The 16,581-nt window shown below is 71.3% G+C and carries 18 protein-coding genes; 7 read left to right on the top strand and 11 right to left on the bottom strand.

Translation table 11 applies throughout. From position 1 onward, the window contains the following. Window positions 1–70 precede the first annotated feature (70 nt). A complete protein-coding gene (locus ACWEEU_RS21395; RefSeq protein ID WP_385746016.1) occupies window positions 71–268 on the top strand; it encodes a DUF4236 domain-containing protein in 198 nt (65 codons plus the stop codon). Between the two features lie 67 nt (window positions 269–335). Next, window positions 336–1,865 carry a helix-turn-helix domain-containing protein gene (locus ACWEEU_RS21390; RefSeq protein WP_199584154.1) on the top strand — a complete coding sequence of 510 codons (1,530 nt, stop codon included), beginning with the start codon at window positions 336–338 and terminating at the stop codon, window positions 1,863–1,865. A gap of 235 nt (window positions 1,866–2,100) precedes the next feature. On the opposite strand, the gene ACWEEU_RS21385 is transcribed toward ACWEEU_RS21390, so the two are convergent. From ACWEEU_RS21385 to ACWEEU_RS21375, 3 genes are all read right to left on the bottom strand, one after another. After that, the gene (locus ACWEEU_RS21385; RefSeq protein ID WP_385746014.1) at window positions 2,101–2,448 is read right to left on the bottom strand and encodes an STAS domain-containing protein; all 348 of its coding nucleotides are present in this window, start codon (window positions 2,446–2,448) and stop codon (window positions 2,101–2,103) included. Between the two features lie 677 nt (window positions 2,449–3,125). Next, complete coding sequence (locus ACWEEU_RS21380) at window positions 3,126–4,709, bottom strand: MFS transporter (RefSeq protein ID WP_451734259.1); 1,584 nt, start codon at window positions 4,707–4,709, stop codon at window positions 3,126–3,128. A gap of 12 nt (window positions 4,710–4,721) precedes the next feature. After that, window positions 4,722–5,420 (bottom strand): SDR family oxidoreductase, encoded by a 699-nt coding sequence (locus ACWEEU_RS21375; RefSeq protein WP_385746010.1) that lies wholly within the window; start codon window positions 5,418–5,420, stop codon window positions 4,722–4,724. A 108-nt stretch (window positions 5,421–5,528) separates the two neighbouring features. Here ACWEEU_RS21375 and ACWEEU_RS21370 point away from each other — a divergent pair, with 108 nt between their 5' ends. Together ACWEEU_RS21370 and ACWEEU_RS21365 are read left to right on the top strand one after the other, a co-directional pair. Next, the gene (locus ACWEEU_RS21370) at window positions 5,529–6,020 is read left to right on the top strand and encodes a winged helix-turn-helix transcriptional regulator (protein ID WP_451734256.1); all 492 of its coding nucleotides are present in this window, start codon (window positions 5,529–5,531) and stop codon (window positions 6,018–6,020) included. A 179-nt stretch (window positions 6,021–6,199) separates the two neighbouring features. Next, a complete protein-coding gene (locus tag ACWEEU_RS21365) occupies window positions 6,200–6,694 on the top strand; it encodes a PaaI family thioesterase (protein WP_451734299.1) in 495 nt (164 codons plus the stop codon). 71 nt (window positions 6,695–6,765) lie between these two features. Here ACWEEU_RS21365 and ACWEEU_RS21360 read toward each other — a convergent pair whose 3' ends face one another. The 4 genes from ACWEEU_RS21360 to ACWEEU_RS21345 all read right to left on the bottom strand — a co-directional run bounded on the left by ACWEEU_RS21360 (window position 6,766) and on the right by ACWEEU_RS21345 (window position 9,227). Continuing rightward, window positions 6,766–7,800 (bottom strand): Gfo/Idh/MocA family protein, encoded by a 1,035-nt coding sequence (locus tag ACWEEU_RS21360; protein WP_451734254.1) that lies wholly within the window; start codon window positions 7,798–7,800, stop codon window positions 6,766–6,768. A 163-nt stretch (window positions 7,801–7,963) separates the two neighbouring features. Next, entirely contained in the window at window positions 7,964–8,452 is a 489-nt protein-coding gene (locus tag ACWEEU_RS21355; protein WP_451734253.1) for an effector-associated constant component EACC1, read from the bottom strand. A 143-nt stretch (window positions 8,453–8,595) separates the two neighbouring features. After that, entirely contained in the window at window positions 8,596–8,877 is a 282-nt protein-coding gene (locus ACWEEU_RS21350; RefSeq protein ID WP_451734252.1) for a hypothetical protein, read from the bottom strand. Window positions 8,878–8,900: 23 nt separating this feature from the next. Continuing rightward, window positions 8,901–9,227, bottom strand: coding sequence for a hypothetical protein (locus tag ACWEEU_RS21345; protein ID WP_451734250.1), 327 nt, complete (start codon window positions 9,225–9,227; stop codon window positions 8,901–8,903). Between the two features lie 213 nt (window positions 9,228–9,440). Here ACWEEU_RS21345 and ACWEEU_RS21340 point away from each other — a divergent pair, with 213 nt between their 5' ends. Continuing rightward, window positions 9,441–10,229, top strand: a complete 789-nt coding sequence (locus tag ACWEEU_RS21340; RefSeq protein ID WP_451734248.1) for a hypothetical protein — start codon at window positions 9,441–9,443, stop codon at window positions 10,227–10,229. 48 nt (window positions 10,230–10,277) lie between these two features. Here the strand turns inward: ACWEEU_RS21340 and ACWEEU_RS21335 are convergent, their stop codons facing one another. Further along, window positions 10,278–10,706 (bottom strand): DUF6299 family protein, encoded by a 429-nt coding sequence (locus tag ACWEEU_RS21335; protein ID WP_385745994.1) that lies wholly within the window; start codon window positions 10,704–10,706, stop codon window positions 10,278–10,280. Window positions 10,707–10,891: 185 nt separating this feature from the next. Here ACWEEU_RS21335 and ACWEEU_RS21330 point away from each other — a divergent pair, with 185 nt between their 5' ends. Together ACWEEU_RS21330 and ACWEEU_RS21325 are read left to right on the top strand one after the other, a co-directional pair. Then, window positions 10,892–11,704 (top strand): PaaX family transcriptional regulator, encoded by an 813-nt coding sequence (locus ACWEEU_RS21330; RefSeq protein WP_451734245.1) that lies wholly within the window; start codon window positions 10,892–10,894, stop codon window positions 11,702–11,704. Window positions 11,705–12,048: 344 nt separating this feature from the next. After that, complete coding sequence (locus tag ACWEEU_RS21325; RefSeq protein WP_385745991.1) at window positions 12,049–12,504, top strand: ATP-binding protein; 456 nt, start codon at window positions 12,049–12,051, stop codon at window positions 12,502–12,504. Here the strand turns inward: ACWEEU_RS21325 and ACWEEU_RS21320 are convergent. The 3 genes from ACWEEU_RS21320 to ACWEEU_RS21310 all read right to left on the bottom strand — a co-directional run bounded on the left by ACWEEU_RS21320 (window position 12,464) and on the right by ACWEEU_RS21310 (window position 16,405). Beyond that, on the bottom strand, window positions 12,464–13,921 hold the full coding sequence (locus ACWEEU_RS21320; protein WP_451734243.1) for an amino acid permease: 1,458 nt from the start codon (window positions 13,919–13,921) through the stop codon (window positions 12,464–12,466). The two genes, ACWEEU_RS21325 and ACWEEU_RS21320, sit on opposite strands and share 41 nt — an antisense overlap. Before the next feature lie 110 nt (window positions 13,922–14,031). Next, on the bottom strand, window positions 14,032–15,060 hold the full coding sequence (gene argF / locus ACWEEU_RS21315) for an ornithine carbamoyltransferase (RefSeq protein ID WP_385745987.1): 1,029 nt from the start codon (window positions 15,058–15,060) through the stop codon (window positions 14,032–14,034). A 121-nt stretch (window positions 15,061–15,181) separates the two neighbouring features. Next, on the bottom strand, window positions 15,182–16,405 hold the full coding sequence (locus ACWEEU_RS21310; RefSeq protein WP_385745985.1) for an arginine deiminase: 1,224 nt from the start codon (window positions 16,403–16,405) through the stop codon (window positions 15,182–15,184). Window positions 16,406–16,581: the final 176 nt, after the last annotated feature.

The following is a 16,581-nucleotide window of genomic DNA, read 5'->3' as shown; positions in this document are numbered from 1 at the left end:
ATCAGTAACCCGTTCGGGGGTATCCGAGTTGAGCGGCCTTCCGCCGCGCCGACAATCGGAGGAGACAACCGTGGGCCTCACGTTCCGCAAGAGCTTCCGCATCCTGCCCGGCGTCCGACTGAACATCAACCGCCACTCCTGGTCCATCACGACCGGCGGCGGCAAGCACGGGCCCCGCCACACCCACAGCAGCACCGGACGCCGTACGACCTCGATGGATCTGCCCGGCCCGTTCGGCTGGCGCAAGACCACGACCAAGGGCCACTGACCCGGCATCACCCGAATGGACCCCCCCAAGGGGGGTTCCATCTCATATCTGAGATAGCCTCAACCTCATGTCAGACGACTACCTCGCACGCATCGGCAAGCTCATCCGTGACGCCCGGCAGCACCGCGGCTGGACTCAGACCCAGCTCGCGGACGCTCTCGGCACGAGTCAGAGCGCGGTCAACCGCATCGAGCGCGGGAACCAGAACATCAGCCTTGAGATGATCGCCCGCATCGGGGAAGCCCTGGACAGCGAGATCGTGTCGCTGGGCTACGCGGGCCCGATGCACCTGCGCGTCGTCGGCGGGCGCCGCCTGTCGGGCGCCATCGACGTCAAGACGAGCAAGAACGCCTGCGTCGCCCTGCTGTGCGCGTCCCTGCTGAACAAGGGCCGCACCGTCCTGCGCCGGGTCGCCCGCATCGAGGAGGTGTACCGCCTCCTGGAGGTGCTCAACTCCATCGGCGTGCGCACTCGCTGGATCAACGACGGCGTCGACCTCGAACTCGTCCCCCCGGCCCAGCTGGAGATGGACGCGATCGACGCGGAGGCGGCCGTCCGCACCCGCTCGATCATCATGTTCCTCGGCCCGCTGCTGCACCGCATGGACCGCTTCATGCTGCCGTACGCGGGCGGCTGCGACCTCGGCACCCGCACCATCGAGCCGCACATGATCGCGCTGCGCCGCTTCGGCCTGGACATCGCGGCCACCGAGGGGCAGTACCACGCCGTGGTGGACCGCACCGTCCGCCCCGACCGCCCGATCGTCCTGACCGAGCGCGGCGACACCGTGACCGAGAACGCGCTGCTGGCGGCCGCCCGCCACGACGGCGTGACCGTCATCCGCAACGCCTCCTCCAACTACATGGTCCAGGACCTGTGCTTCTTCCTGGAGGCACTGGGCGTACGGGTCGAGGGCATCGGCACCACCACCCTCACCGTGCACGGCGTCCCGAACATCGACATCGATGTCGACTACTCCCCCTCCGAGGACCCGGTCGAGGCGATGAGCCTGGTCGCCGCGGCCGTGGTGACGGAGTCGGAGCTGACGGTCCGCCGGGTGCCGATCGAGTTCCTGGAGATCGAGCTGGCGGTCCTGGAGGAGATGGGCCTCGACCACGACCGCAGCCGCGAGTACTTCGCCGACAACGGCCGTACCCGCCTGGTCGACCTCACGGTCCGCCCCTCCAAGCTGGAGGCGCCGATCGACAAGATCCACCCGATGCCGTTCCCCGGCCTCAACATCGACAACGTCCCCTTCTTCGCGGCGATCGCGGCCGTCGCCCAGGGCAAGACCCTCATCCACGACTGGGTCTACGACAACCGCGCGATCTACCTCACGGACCTCAACCGCCTCGGCGGCCGCCTTCAACTCCTCGACCCCCACCGGGTGCTGGTGGAAGGTCCCACCCGCTGGCGCGCCGCCGAGATGATGTGCCCGCCCGCACTCCGCCCCGCGGTCGTCGTCCTCCTGGCGATGATGGCGGCGGAGGGCACGTCCGTCCTCCGCAACGTCTACGTCATCAACCGCGGGTACGAGGACCTCGCGGAACGGCTGAACTCGATCGGGGCACAGATCGAGATCTTCCGGGACATTTGATACGACGATGCCGCCGCACTCCGTCCGACCTGCTGTTCAGCGGGCAGGGAGGGGTGCGGCGGCATGTCCGGGACTTCACTGGGGCTTCGGGCCCCGCGGCGGGCTACGAGCCGCGCAGGCCCGGGCGCCGGACATGGACGAGGTCCACGACCCGCGCGAGGAGCGGTAGCGGGTAGAAAAGGCAGCGGGGGCGGGGGGCCGCCCGTGTCGGTCTCCGCCGCGGTGGAGGCTTTCCCTACGCCGGACCGAAGCCGGCAGTGTCCGGCGCAGCGGCAGAGCTGGGAACAAGCACGTCGTAGGCGCCGGTGAGAAGCAGCACCTGGGTGGGTTGGTCTCGCAGGCCGTCGATGACCAGCTGCCTGCCCTCGCCAAGAAGGCGGAGGTGCAGCTGGAGCAGAAGATTGATGCCGCTGGAGTCCATGAAGGACACGCCTGACATCTCCAGGTGCAGCGCCTTGTCGTCCGGTGGGATGACACTGGTGGCATCCCTGAGAGCCGGACAGGTGTGAAGGTCCATCTCTCCGGCGACAGTGATCACGGTGCGGTCGTGGTACTGCTGGGTGACCACGGTGAGGTTGTCCATGGTTCGCCCCTCCCGTCAGGGGTCGAGCCCATCACGCCCCCGCTCGGCGGGGGCGTCAAGCGCGCGACTACATCGGGGCCGCGCACAGCCAAGCAAGACCACCCGCGCCGCGCCCCGGCCACTGCGGTGGCCCGCAAAGACGGTGCGGGGTCTCCTACCAGACCAGGCTGGTCGTGTAACCACCCTCGCACACCCTGGTCCGAACCCACCAGGACGTCCGCTCGTCACCGCAGGACGACGGGCACGCCTTTCTCGCGGGATGCCCCGTCCTCACCAACCCCGCTCCGGACAAAGCCGGTTACGGGACAACCCCAGCCGTGGACCAGGTGGCCCACGGCTGGGGAGATCCCCCGACCAGGCGCGGGGCCACTGCGAGCAGGAGGCGCCCGCTCTCGGGGTCCCGTCCGCGCTTCCGTGAACGGTCCGTCTCCGATCCCCCCTCGGGCGGCTCGACAGGCTCGTGGCTCGAACCTCGTCGAGCCGAGCCGCCTCGCTCGCCGACAGGTCTTCCCTGGGAGGCGTGATCCACGTCGTGACAGATCGAGGGCTGGGAATCCGTGCAGGTGCCCCGTCGGTTGTTCCCTTGCGAAGAGACGGAACGTGGCGAGACAGAATGAGTACCCGCCCTGGAACTCCTGTGCGCTGTACGCGTCGCCGCGATGGCGGGAAGCCGCGCGTCAGTCGGGCGTGGCGGTGGTGTGGTGCGGTCGGTTGTGCACCAGCAGGGCTGAGGCGAGGGCAGCGCACAGGAACACGGCGGCGATGACGATCATCCCTGCGTGGACGCCGGAGGTGAAGGCGTCGCCGATCGCGCCGGTCACGTTCGGCGGGGCTGCCCGGTGGCCCACGCTGCCGCTGGATACGGCGTGTTCGACGGTGGGCCAGGCTGCTCGGGGCACGTGGTGGGCATCCAGCTGGGCCGGCAGTCGGGACTGGAGCCGGCTGGCGAGCAGCGCGCCGAGGAGGGAGGTGCCGGTGACGGATCCGATCTGGCGGAAGGTGTTGACGGCTCCGGAGGCCATGCCGGCGTGTTCATGGGAGACGCTGACCAGGGCGGCGGCGGTGCTCGGCGCGGCCACCATCCCGCTCGCGGCTCCGAAGAGCGCGAAGAGCCACCACACCCGGGCATAGGGGGTGGTCGGCTCCAGCGTGGTGAGTCCTGCCGTGGCGGCGGCCCCGATGAGGAAGCCCAGGGTCAGTGGGAGCTTGAAGCCGGTGCGGCGGATCACGCGTCCGGTCGCGTAGCTGACGATGACGTAGACGCCGAAGAAGGCCAGCAGCCGCCAGCCCACGTCCAGGGCGGACAGGTGCTGGACCCGCTCGTAGAAGAGCACCGACAGGATGGCCAGACCCGTGAAGCCGAACAGGGAGACGGCCGCGACGAACATGACGGCGCTGAAGGATGCCGACCGGAACAGGGTGACGTCCAGCATGGGGGTGCGGCCGGCGCGCTCGACGAGGACGAAACCGGTCAGGGCCGCGGCCGCGGTGATCCAGGCGATGAGGATGCGGGGGCTGGTGTAGCCGTCGTGTCCGCCTTCGATGAGGGCGTAGACGAGGGCGGTGACGCCCAGGACGGCCAGGACCTGGCCGGGGACGTCGAGCTTGCCGGCGGGGCCGCGCGATTCCGCCACGAAGGCCGCTGCGGCCAGGGTGATCACGGCGAGGACGGCGGTCGACAGGAAGACCGTGTTCCAGTGGAAGTGGTCCAGGAGTGTGCCCGCTATGAGGGGGCCCGCGGCGAGTCCGATGCCCGAGGAGGCCGCCCAGACGGTGACGACTTCGGTGCGCCGGTGGGGGTCGGGGAACGTGGCTCCCAGGGTGGCCAGGCTGTTGGGCAGGATGAGTGCGCCGCCGACGCCGGAGACGAGCTGGCCGGCGATGACGCCTCCCGCCGAACCCGCCGTGTAGACGATGAGCGACCCGACGATCATGACCGCGGCGCCCGCGACGAAGGCGCGCTTGCGGCCGTAGAGGTTGCCGATGGTGCCCGCGGACATCACCAGACTGGCCACGACCAGGGTGTACGCGGAGGGGATCCAGACGAGGCCGGTCGGGGAGACGTGCAGGTCGTCCTGGATGGCCGACAGCGCCGACACCGATGCGGTGATCAGCAGAAAGGTCGTCATGGCGCCCAGGCACATCGCGACGAGCGTGACTCTGGCGGCGAGCGGGGAGGGGTGGTTCGGGGAGGGCCGGACACCGGTGTGCCGGTCGGCACGATCGAGCCGGCCCAGGGCGGGAGGAGGGAGGGAGGTCACGGTGTCCCCGTCTCAGCCGAACTGCGGGTAAAGGGCGGCGACGCCGCCGGAGAGGCCGGCCCGTATCTGGCGGCTGCGGTCGTCGACGACGATCTCGGCAGCCCCGGAGGCGATGCCGTCGACGGCGACGCGGGCGGCGGCCGCCGGGTCGGTCTTGGGCTCGTCGACGTGACGGGCCATGTCGGTGTCCATGTAGCCGACGTGGAGTCCGGACACGGTGATGCCCCGGGGCGCGAGCTGCTGGCGAAGCGAGTTGGTCAGGCTCCACTCCGCGGACTTGGCGGCGGCGTAGGCTCCGACGCCGGGAAAGGTGATCCACGACAGCGCGGACAGGATGTTCAGGACGGCGCCCCCGCCCTGGGACTCGATCACGGGAGCGAAGGCCCGGATCATGCCGAGGGTGCCCAGATAGTGGGTCTCCATCTCCAGGCGGATGGCGTCCCAGTCGCCGGTCAGCAGATCGGCGCCCGTGGAACTGCCCGCGTTGTTGATCAGGACGGAGATGTCACGGGCCTCCTCGGCGGCCGCGGCGACGGAGGCGGGGTCGGTGATGTCGAGCTGTATCGCCTTCACGCCGGGCAGATCGATCTGGTCCGGTCGGCGGGCCGCCCCGTACACCGTGGCGCCACGCGCGAGAAGCTCCTGGGCGAGCGCCCTGCCGAGTCCGCGGTTGGCTCCGGTGACCAGGACGGTCGCTGTGCTGATGTCCATGACTGCTCCCTCGTGGTGCGCACAATACAGCTGACTTTTGATTGCGTAAGTCAGCTACGACGATATAGGCTGGCTTAGCCTGAGGCAAGCCAGGCGAAGGGTGGAGAGATGAAGGATCTGCTGGAGGAGCGGGACGCCTGGTCCATGGCCAACTGCTCCGTCGCCAGGACTCTGGAGATCGTCGGCAACAGGACGGCGCTGCTGATCATGCGCGAGGCGTTCCTCGGCACGCGCCGGTTCGACGACTTCGCCAAGCGCGTGGGCATCGGCGAACCAGCCGCCGCCGCACGCCTGAAGGAACTGACCGCCGCCGGTCTCCTGGAACGCGTCCCCTACCAGGAGCCCGGCCAGCGGACCCGGTACGCCTATCAACTGACTCCGAAGGGACGGGACTTCCGGACCGTCATCATGGCGCTGCGGCAGTGGGGCGACACCTGGGCCACGGATGAACAAGGGCCCCCCGTGGTCGTGCGCCACGAGAACTGCGGCGCCCCGGTGCACGCGGTGCTCCGCTGCGACGACGGCCACGACGTGCCGTCCGGGGACTCGTTCGTCGACGCCGGCCCGGGTCTCATCCGCGTCGGCCCGGACAGCCCCTGACCACGGCGGCGGCTGAACCACCCGACAGGACGATTCCGCCGCGGCAGTGGGCCCACCCGCCCCCTGCCATCGCCCCCGGCACGCCACACCGACGACTCACGCCCTCCAGGAGCTCCCGCATGTCCGAAGCATCGAAGAAGTCCCCGAGTCCCGACGCGACCGACCGGGCAGGCGCGGCCGTGCACAGATCACGCGTGTTCGACTGGGAAGACCCTGCCATTTCCGCCGACGCCGTCCCTCGCCACAGCGGCCTCGGTTTCCTCCGCGAGATCCTGGCCGGACGCCTGCCCGCCCCGCCGATCGCCGCCGCCCTGGGCTTCTTTCTGGAGGAGGCCGAGCACGGCCGGGCTGTCTTCGTCCTGATGCCGGGCGAGGAGCACTACAACCCGATCGGCAGCGTCCACGGCGGCGTCTACGCCACGCTGCTCGACTCGGCGGCGGGCTGCGCGGTGCAGTCCGTGCTGCCTCAGGGCATGGGGTACACCTCGATCGACCTGACCTTGAAGTTCCTGCGCCCGATCACCGTCGACACCGGCAAGGTCCGCGCCATAGGCACCCTCCTCAACAGCGGCCGCCGCACCGCCCTCGCCCAGGCAGAGCTCCGCGACTCCGACGACCGGCTCCTGGCCCATGCCACCAGCAGCTGCATGCTCTTCCCGGTCGCGGCCCGCTGACCACCGTGGGCGGCGCGAGGGAGGGGACCCACGGACCTGGTGACCGGCAGGGCGCACACCCGCCGGTTCCCCTATAGGTCCTGTGGCTCGCCCCGGAGCGGAAGCCCGGCGGACCGGTAGATCTCGTCCAGGACGCCCATGTTCGTCACGGCGTCGGTGGGTGAGGTGAGGACCGGGCCGTCGTCCAGCACCGCGGAGGCGAACGCCTCCAACTGGCAGGCGTAGCTGGAGGGGTTGGGTCGCAGACGCTCGCGGCGGACCACGCGGTGGCCCTCGGAGCGCGGTGTGCGGAGGGTGAGTCGGTGGTAGAGCTGCGGCATCACGAAGTTGGTGACGTGCAGTTCGCCGGCCGAGCCGATGGCGCGCGCCCGGATCGACAGCAGACGGCGCGACCACATGGACGTCCGCACCCGGCCGGTCGCGCCGCCCGGAAAGGCGAGGTCCGCGCTCATGGCACGGTCGACGCGCCGGTCCTTGCGCAGGGTCAGCATCCGGGCGGCCGTGACGGCCGGGGTGTCTGCGCCGAGGAGGCGGGCGACGTGGACCGCGTAGCAGCCGGCGTCCATGGTGGCGCCGCCCGCCAGTGCGTAGTCGTAGCGGATGTCGCCGAACCGGGGCAGGGGGAAGCACACTTGGGCCTCGACGTGCCGCAGCTCGCCGAGTTCACCGCTTTCCACGATCTGCCGCATACGCGCGGCGAGCGGGTGGTGACGGTAGTGGAAGGCTTCCATCACCACCAGGCCGCTGCGCGCGTACGCCTCCTCGGCGGCGGCCGCGACGCGCTCCGCCTCGGCACGGTTGGCGGTCAGGGGCTTCTCGCACAGGACGTGCTTGCCGGCGCGCAGGGCCTTGATTGTCCACTCCGCGTGCAGCCCGTTGGGCAACGGCACGTAGACGGCGTCCACTTCGGGGTCGGCAAGGAGCGCTTCGTAGCCGGTGTGCACGACGGGGATGCCGTGGCTGCGGGCGAACTTCTCGGCGCGTCCGCGGTCGCGGGCGGCGACCGCGGTCACCGTGACGCGCGGGGTCAGCCGTGCGGGCTTGATCAGTGCGCTCGGCGCGATGGCGGCTGCTCCGAGCAGCCCGACCCTGATGCCTTGAGACATGGGCATCAGTGTGCCAGGCGGGGCGGTGTCTCCCGCCCCCGGAACAGGGCGGTGCGTGGGGCGCGATGTGTGGGGGCCACGCACGGCACGGCGGGCGGGGTCGGGGCGTCGTGCCCGGCGGTCGCGAAGGGCGGGAACGGGATGCCGGGACCCGTCGGATCACTCAGGGCAACTCGCGGCCCGCGCTCCCGCCCGGTCGGTCCGAGCCCAGCGCCGCGTCGCCGCTCCGGCGGTCCGAGCCGAGCGCCGCGTCGCCGCCCGGGTCGTCCCCGTCGAGCACGGCGGTCCCGTCCCCGCTCAGCAGGGCGGCGAGATCGGCGGCCTGCTGCCGCAGCGCGGCGGCGTCCAGGGCGGCCACGCGCTTGGCCGTCAGCTCCAGCGAGCGGCCGTTCTCCAGGGTGACCTTCATCCGCACCTCGCCGCGCCGGCTGCGCAGCCACGCGATGACCCCGGTGGCCAGCGCGGTCGCCGCGCCGCCGGGGCCGAGCGCCACGACGACCGCCTCCAGGACCGGCCCGAGGGTCCCCGGGTCCGGCGGCCGCTCGCGCAGCCCGAGCCGGCCCCGCAGCGACGGGTCGTCGCTCAGCCACTCGCGCAAGGAACGGAGCAGGTCCGCGGCTTCGGGACCCTCCGCGTCCAGCCGTACGTCCATGACGCCCCCGTCTGCCCGCCGGTCGTGTTTGCCGTGCCGGGAGGCTAGCAACGGTCCGGGAGGGAGGAAAAGGGGCGCGAGGTGAGGGCGAGCGCCTCTCGGCCCTCGCCGGTCACCGTGCGCCCCGTCGCATCCGAGCCGGGTCAGCAGAACCAGCCGTCCTGCACCCACCCGTGCCGGTTGATGTCGCCGTAGGCGAACCCGTACGCCCACCCCGACTGCTCGCTCTCCACCAGGAAGGTCTGGCCCTTGCTCAAGGTGCCCATCCAGGCGCCGCCGGGCTCGGTGCGGACGAACAGGTCCTGGGCGCAGACCGTTTCGCGGGTGCCGACGGAGCCGTTGGCGGCGACGGCGGGGACGGTGGCGAGGAGCAGGGCGGTGGCGGCGCCCGCCGTGAGGGCGGCGGCGCGACGGCGTGCGGACATGCTGGTTCCTCCCTGGTTCCGGCTCACCACGAGCCGTATCCGCCGATGCATTCGATGCGCACGTAGCCCCAGTCGTTGGGGCCGAAGTCGAAGGTGGCGGCCCAGCCGTTGTAGACGGGGTGGGCGCCGGGGGTGTGGCCGACCTTGTCGCCGTAGGAGAGGGTGCGGACGAGACCGACGGGGCCGGACGCGCTGTCGTAGTTGGCGTAGAAGCTGGCGCTCTGGCACGTGATGACCGCGTGCTCCGGTACGACGACGGCGTGGGCGGGGGCCTGGAGGAGCGTGGCGGTCGCCAGCGCGGGGAACGTGGCGGCCAGGACTCGGGTGAGGGTGCGTCTCAGGACGGGCACGGCACATCGACTCCTCGTGGGGGGGGAGGGCTGGTGGACGCGGGTAAACCGTAGCCCTGTTGGCATGTTCGCAACAGATCGCGAGCGCCGGTTCGCCGCGACCCCCGGATCTGCCCGCCCGTTCCAACTACCCTTTTCTTCGGCCCGTTTGGTCCGCCTCGGTGGCGAGCAGAACCCCTGCGGGCGGTACTGCGACCGGATACAGGGGGCGGTATGGGGGCGATATGGCCGGCCGTGATCGCGGTCGTCGCGGGCGGGGCGTACGCCGGGTGGCGGCGGTACCTGTTCCCCGGGGGCTGGGCCTTCGCCCTGGCGGCGCGGTTCGCCGCCGAGCGGCGTGAACTCGCCGAGGCACGGTCGAAGGTGCGCGGTCTGGAAGGGGCGGCCCGCGCGGACGAGTCGGCGGCCCGGTCCGAACTGGCCGAGCAGGAGCGGCGGTACAAGAACGAGGTGCGGACCCGGGAGCGGCTCATCGCCACGCTGAACAATCCCGGAACCGGCAAGCGGCTGGCCGGCCTCGGCGAAGTGGCCCTGTACGAGCACGTCGTGGTGGCGAAGGACGCGAGCGGCGTACGGCACACGCTGCCACTCGCCGGGCTCGGCGTGGAGCTCGACCGGGGCGAGGAGAGCTACCACCTGTATCTCGTCCGGGCGGACAAACAGCGCGTCCGGGTCGACTACCCCCGCCTCGGCGCCGATCCGGACGACACGGAACAGCCGCGCTTCACCGAGAAGCGGGTGCGGGACTTCGCGGACGGCGTCCAGAACGCCGCCGCGCAGGAGAACACCTTCCGCGCCCGTCTCCCCGAGCGCCTCAAGGAGACCGAAGCCGAACTCGACCGCGTCCGCGCGGACACCGCCGCCCGGGAACGGGCGCGCGAGCGGCTTGCCAGGGTGCGGAAACGCAACGAGGCCAACCCTCATCTCCACGACGCCCGCGAGGAGTTGGAGACCGAACGGCGGAAGTGGCGTGCCCTGACCGGGAAGATGCCGCCCGCGTAGCCGGGACACGCGCCGGCCCGGCGTCACCGGGCCGGCCACGGCGCGCGGTCAGTCCTCGACCACCGTCACGTCCCGTTCGCCCGTCGCGTGGAACACCGGCAGGAAGGCGATGCCGGCGGGGTGCAGCTCGGTCACCGTCGCCTCCACGTGGGCCGGACCGGCGCGCAGCGCGTCGTCCGGGACCTGGCCGGAGTTGGTCCAGTGGTGCAACGCGCCGTCGCACGTGGCACGGGTGCCGCCGATGCCGTACCTGACGCGGGAGTCGTCCTGGTCGATGGAGGAGCTGACGAAGGCGGAGCCGGTGGCGGACAGACACCGGTAGGTGCCGGAGAGGGTCACGGTGCCGTCCTCGTCGATCGCGGCGACCGGGTCGACGGTGACGCTCTCGGACGGGGCGGCGACGGCGGCCGGTGCGGCGACGGCGCACAGCAGCGCGGCGGCGCCGAGGACGGCGGCGAGGGCGGGGCGTACGAGCATGGGGGTGCCTCCCGGTCGGGTTGCCAAGGGTCCAGGGGATGGTTCCTGGAGGGGGTCTGCCCCCTGGCGCGGGGCGCCCCCGGGACCGGGCGCGATCATCACCCGAGCGGTGGCGCGTCACTGGGCCGGGCGTACCAGCCGCCCGCCACACCGGTGGTGACCAGCACCGATGCCGAAGATCTAAAATGATCAACGTGTCCGAGCAGCACGCCCCCAGGTCTCTCATCGTCACGCTCTACGGCGCGTACGGCCGCTTTCTGCCGGGTCCGATGCCCGTCGCGGAACTGATCCGGCTGCTGGCCGCGGTCGGCGTCGACGCCCCGTCGGTGCGCTCCTCGGTGTCCCGTCTCAAGCGCCGCGGCCTGCTGCTGCCCGCCCGTACGGCCGAGGGTTCGGCCGGGTACGAACTCTCCGCCGAGGCACGCCGGTTGCTCCAGGACAGCGACAGCCGTTCCCGCGCCGCCGGGCCCGGCGACGACGCGGGCTGGGTGCTCGCGGTGTTCTCCGTGCCCGAGTCGGAGCGGCAGAAGCGGCACGTGCTGCGCTCGCGGCTGGCCGCCCTCGGCTTCGGCACGGCGGCGCCCGGGGTGTGGGTGGCCCCGGCACGGCTGTACGAGGAGACCCGGCACGTGCTGAGCCGTCTGGGTCTGGACCCGTACGTCGACCTGTTCCGGGGGGACCACCTCGGCTTCGCGCCGACCGCCGAGGCCGTCGGCCGCTGGTGGGACCTCGCGGCGATCGCCAAGGAGCACGAGCGGTTCCTGGACGCCCATGCGCCCGTGCTGCGGGCCTGGCGGCAGCGTACGGACACCCCGCCCGAGGACGCCTACCGCGACTATCTGCTCGCCCTGGACTCCTTCCGGCACCTCCCCTACGCCGACCCGGGGCTGCCGGCCCGGCTGCTGCCCGCCGACTGGCCCGGCATCGCCTCGGCGGAGGTCTTCCGCGCCCTGCACGGGCGGCTGCGCGACGCGGGAGCCGAGTTCGCCGGAGTGTGAGCCGTCGGTGGTCCGCGGGGGGGGGGGTGAACCCTCGTCCGCGTGGAGTGACCGCGCGCACGCCTCGTGCGCGCGCGTGTACGGAAGTGACCTCGCCCGCCCCGGGATCGTTTGTGAATGTCGTCACGTGTGTGCGGCCGGCTCGTCCCTCGAACCCGGTCTCGTCACACGTGTCACCGGGGTTCGACAACGCCGTAACGGCTGGCACGGGCGGGTGCGGCGGGTTTCCCGGGCGGGTAGGCAGCGGCGTGGCGGGGCCCTCGGGGACCGTCCGGCGGCGGCCGACCGTCCGTGAGGGCGGGCCCGTACCATTTCCTACAGTCGAAAGCAGGACAGCCTGCTCCATGAACGGACTACTCGCCTTGCACGAACGCCCCGCCGAATCGGCCTCCTGGCGCATCGCGCTGCCGCACACCGCCGCGGCGGTGCCGGTGGCACGCGCGCTGGTGCGGTCGGCGCTGGCCGGGGTGGAGCACACGGCCGACCGCGACACCGCGGAGCTGCTCACGGCCGAGCTGGTCGCCAACGCGGTGGAGCACACCGCGGGCAGCGGCCCGATCGAGCTGGTCGTGGAGTTGCGGCCGAGCGGCTGCCAGGTCGAGGTGCACGACCCGGACCCGGCGCCGCCGGGCCATCTGACGCGTCCCGTGATCGAGGAGCCCGACCCCTGGCAGGAGGGAGGGCGCGGCCTGTTGCTGATCCGCGCCCTCAGTTCGTCCTGCGGTCACCGCCCCACCTCGTCGGGCAAGGCGGTCTGGTTCAGACTGCCTGTGGTTCCCGCTCAGCGGCGCTCTGCGTGACCTCGATGGTCTCGGCGCCCGCGCCCTTGGCCATCAGCGAGTGCCGGCGCCCGTAGGCGAAGTAGACGCCCAGGCCGACCGCCAGGAACACCGCGAACTGCACCCAGGTCCGCCAGCCCGTCTCGTACATCAGGTACAGGCAGAAGGCGACGCCCAGCAGCGGGGCGACCGGGTACAGCGGCACCCGGAAACCGCGCTTGAGGTCCGGCTGGCGGCGGCGCAGGGCGATCACCGCGATGTTGACGACGGCCATGATGGCCAGCGTGCCGATGGTGCACAGGTTCACCGTGGCGTCCAGCGAGGCGAAGGCAGCCGGGATCGCGAAGACGACGGCGACGATCAGCGTGCCCGCGACCGGCGTGGAGGTCTTCGGGGAGACCTTCTCGAAGACGCGCGGGACCAGACCGTCGCGGGACATCGACAGCAGGATGCGGGTCTGGCCGTACATCACGGCGAGGACCACGGAGGCGATGGCGACGACCGCGCCGAAGGCGATGACGCCGCCGCCGATGGCGGAGCCGGTGACCTCGTTGACGACGTAGGACAGCGCGGCGGAGCGGCTGCCGACCTCCTTGCCGCCGATGGCGCCGATCGCGGCGAGCGCGACCGCGCAGTACAGCAGCGTGACCAGACCCATGCAGACGAGGATCGCCACGGGGATGTCCCGGCGCGGGTTCTTGGCCTCCTCACCGGCGGTGGTGATCGCGTCGAAGCCGATGTAGGAGAAGAACGCGGCGGTGGTGCCCGCGCCGATGCCGCCGAGGCCGGCCGGGGAGAACGGCGTGAGGTTGCCGTGCTTGAAGGCGCTGTAGCCGATGGCGCAGAACGCGAGCAGGATGATCAGCTTGACCGCGGCCATGGCGGCGGTGGCCCGCGCGCTCTCGCGCACGCCGCGCACCAGCAGCACGGAGGCCATGGCGATGACGATGACGGCGGGCAGGTTCACGATGCCGCCGTCGCCGGGTCCGGCGGAGAGCGCAGCCGGGATCTGCCAGCCGGTGAGGCTGTGCAGGAGTTCGTTGACGTACTCGCTCCAGCCGACCGCGACGGCCGAGATGGAGATGCCGTACTCCAGGAGCAGGCACCAGCCGACCAGGAAGGCGGTGGTCTCGCCGAGACCGGCGTAGGCGAAGGAGTACGAGGAGCCGGAGACCGGGATGGCGCCGCCCAGCTCCGCGAAGGAGAAGGCGGTGAACACGCAGGTGATCGCGGCGAGGATGTACGAGACGACGACGGCGGGACCGGCCTGCGCGACGGAGGAGGAGAGGCCGACGAATATGCCGGTACCGACGATGGCGCCGACGCCGAAGCAGATGAGCTGGAAGAGGCCCATGGTGCGCTTCAGACCGTGGCCCTCGCGGTCGGCGCCGGATTCGGCGACGAGCAGCTGCGGGGACTTGATGCGGGGAGCGGGCATAGGGGTGGTGCTCGTTTCTGGGTGGTGCGGACGGCCCGGGTGAGGCCGCTGCGTCGGCGCGGCGGGGGTGGGGCCAGGCCGTCGGTCAGGATAAGGCCAGGTGAGGCGGGTCAGGCAAGGGTTTGTGAGATATCGCCGAGCGTCGCCACCAGCACCGCCTTGATCGTGTGCATACGGTTCTCGGCCTCGTCGAAGACCACCGAGTGCGCCGACTCGAAGACCTCGTCGCTGACTTCCAGCTCGGTCAGTCCGTGCCGTTCGTGGATCTCGCGGCCGACGGTGGTGCCGAGGTCGTGGAAGGCGGGCAGGCAGTGCAGGAACTTCACGTCCGGGTTGCCGGTGGCGCGCAGCACGTCCATGGTGACGGCGTACGGGCCGAGCAGCGCGATCCGCTCGTCCCAGACCTCCTTGGGCTCCCCCATGGACACCCAGACGTCGGTGGCGACGAAGTCGGCGCCGCGCACGCCCTCCTTCACGTCCTCGGTGAGGGTGACGCGGGCGCCGGAGGCTTCGGCGAGCTGCCGGGCCAGGGCGACGATGGTCTCGTCCGGCCACAGCAGCCGGGGGGCGACGATCCGCACGTCCATGCCGAGCAGGGCGCCGGTGACCAGGTAGGAGTTGCCCATGTTGTAGCGGGCGTCGCCGAGGTAGGCGAAGGCGATCCCGTCCAGGGGCTTGTCGCTGTGCTCGGTCATGGTGAGCACGTCGGCGAGCATCTGGGTGGGGTGCCACTCGTCGGTCAGCCCGTTGTAGACGGGGACGCCCGCGTGCGCGGCCAGCTCCTCGACGACGCCCTGACCGTGGCCCCGGTACTCGATGGCGTCGTACATCCGGCCGAGCACCCGGGCGGTGTCCTTGACGGACTCCTTGTGCCCGATCTGGGAGCCGGCCGGGTCGAGGTAGGTGGTGTGGGCGCCCTGGTCGGCGGCGGCGACCTCGAACGCGCAGCGGGTGCGCGTGGAGGTCTTCTCGAAGATCAGCGCGACGTTCTTGCCGGTCAGATGCCGCGTCTCGGTCCCGGCGCGCTTGGCGGCCTTCAGTTCCGCGGCCAGCTCGACCAGACCGCGGAACTCCTCGGCGGAGAAGTCGATCTCCTTGAGGAAGTGGCGGCCGGCGAGGGCGGTCGGGACTGTCGCCATGGGGCGCTCCAGGGGTCCGGGTACGGGGGCTGCGGTGATTCTATCCGAAGCTCAGCATGGCTATTCATTTCGCAGCATGATTATGCGGAGTCTCACAGTGCTCCGCCGACGCGGCCCCGCCTCACACCGCCTCGCGCTCCACCGGACAGCTCATGCAGCGCGGCCCGCCTCTGCCCCGGCCCAGTTCGCTGCCCGGGATCTCGATGACCTCGATGCCCTGCTTGCGCAGATGCGTGTTGGTGGTGGCGTTGCGCTCGTAGGCGACGACGACGCCGGGTTCGACGGCGAGCACGTTGCAGCCGTCGTCCCACTGCTCGCGCTCGGCGGCGTGCACGTCCTGGGTGGCGGTGAGCACGCGGATCTCCCCGAGCCCGAGGGCGGCGGCGATGGCCCGGTGCATGTGCTCCGGCGGGTGGTCGGTGACCTTCAGTTCCTTGTCGCCCACGCCCGGCTCGATCGTGTACGAGCGCAACATGCCGAGCCCGGCGTACTGGGTGAAGGTGTCGCCGTCGACCATGGTCATCACGGTGTCGAGGTGCATGAAGGCGCGCCGCTTGGGCATGTCGAGCGCCACGATGGTGCGCGCGGAGCCCGCCGCGAACAGCTTGTGCGCGAGCATCTCCACGGCCTGCGGTGTGGTGCGCTCGCTCATGCCGATGAGGACCGCGCCGTTGCCGATCACCAGCACGTCGCCGCCCTCGATGGTGGAGGGGTAGTCCGCCTGGCCGCGCGACCAGACATGGAAGGTCTCGTCGCGGAAGAGCGGATGGTGCCGGTAGATCGCCTCGAAGTGCACGGTCTCGCGCTGCCGGGCGGGCCAGCGCATGGCGTTGATGGACACACCGTCGTAGATCCACGCCGAGGTGTCTCGGGTGAAGAGGTGGTTGGGCAGCGGGCCCAGCAGGAAGTCGTCCAGGTCCATGACATGGAAGCGGACCGAGGTGGGCTCCGGGTACGCGTCCAGGAACTCGCGCTTGGTCATGCCGCCGACCAGCGCCTCGGCCAGCGCGTCCGGGGCCATCCGGTCGAAGGCGGCGCGCAGGTGGTCGGTGGCGAGCGGGCCGTACTCCTTCTCGTCGAAGACCCGGTCCAGGACCAGGGCGCGTGCCTCGGGGACCGCGAGGGTCTCGGTGAGCAGGTCGCCGAAGAGATGGACCTCCACCCCGCGGTCGCGCAGCACGTCGGCGAACCCGTCGTGCTCGGCGCGCGCCCGGCGCACCCACAGCACGTCGTCGAAGAGCAGGGCGTCCTTGTTGCTCGGGGTGAGCCGTTTCAGTTCGAGGTCGGGGCGGTGGAGGATCACCCGGCGCAGCCGTCCGGCCTCGGAATCGACGTGGAATGCCATGCCTTCATCCTGGCCGTCCGCGACCGGGTTCACGCGCTTCCCGACCGTTTGCGTGCCCCGGTTTTCACCGTGGGTCGCGCCGGGCGACGGGAGCCGGCGGAGCCCGCGTGGCGTGTGCTCGGAGAGTGACAGGTGGCGCACGCGTGGTTCCCGTGATCCGTGACGGGTGGTACACA

The organism is Streptomyces sp. NPDC005004 (assembly GCF_053600675.1).
This window is presented reverse-complemented; position numbering and strand designations above follow the sequence as displayed.

Bases quoted from the DNA above. Each gene is read 5' to 3' on its own strand.
- argF (WP_385745987.1), bottom strand. From the start codon at position 15,060: ATGGCGACAGTCCCGACCGCCCTCGCCGGCCGCCACTTCCTCAAGGAG.
- ACWEEU_RS21375 (WP_385746010.1), bottom strand. From the start codon at position 5,420: ATGGACATCAGCACAGCGACCGTCCTGGTCACCGGAGCCAACCGCGGA.
- ACWEEU_RS21355 (WP_451734253.1), bottom strand. From the start codon at position 8,452: ATGGACGTACGGCTGGACGCGGAGGGTCCCGAAGCCGCGGACCTGCTC.
- ACWEEU_RS21370 (WP_451734256.1), top strand. From the start codon at position 5,529: ATGAAGGATCTGCTGGAGGAGCGGGACGCCTGGTCCATGGCCAACTGC.
- ACWEEU_RS21350 (WP_451734252.1), bottom strand. From the start codon at position 8,877: ATGTCCGCACGCCGTCGCGCCGCCGCCCTCACGGCGGGCGCCGCCACC.
- ACWEEU_RS21340 (WP_451734248.1), top strand. From the start codon at position 9,441: ATGGGGGCGATATGGCCGGCCGTGATCGCGGTCGTCGCGGGCGGGGCG.
- ACWEEU_RS21390 (WP_199584154.1), top strand. From the start codon at position 336: ATGTCAGACGACTACCTCGCACGCATCGGCAAGCTCATCCGTGACGCC.
- ACWEEU_RS21325 (WP_385745991.1), top strand. From the start codon at position 12,049: ATGAACGGACTACTCGCCTTGCACGAACGCCCCGCCGAATCGGCCTCC.
- ACWEEU_RS21335 (WP_385745994.1), bottom strand. From the start codon at position 10,706: ATGCTCGTACGCCCCGCCCTCGCCGCCGTCCTCGGCGCCGCCGCGCTG.
- ACWEEU_RS21360 (WP_451734254.1), bottom strand. From the start codon at position 7,800: ATGTCTCAAGGCATCAGGGTCGGGCTGCTCGGAGCAGCCGCCATCGCG.
- ACWEEU_RS21310 (WP_385745985.1), bottom strand. From the start codon at position 16,405: ATGGCATTCCACGTCGATTCCGAGGCCGGACGGCTGCGCCGGGTGATC.
- ACWEEU_RS21385 (WP_385746014.1), bottom strand. From the start codon at position 2,448: ATGGACAACCTCACCGTGGTCACCCAGCAGTACCACGACCGCACCGTG.
- ACWEEU_RS21320 (WP_451734243.1), bottom strand. From the start codon at position 13,921: ATGCCCGCTCCCCGCATCAAGTCCCCGCAGCTGCTCGTCGCCGAATCC.
- ACWEEU_RS21330 (WP_451734245.1), top strand. From the start codon at position 10,892: ATGATCAACGTGTCCGAGCAGCACGCCCCCAGGTCTCTCATCGTCACG.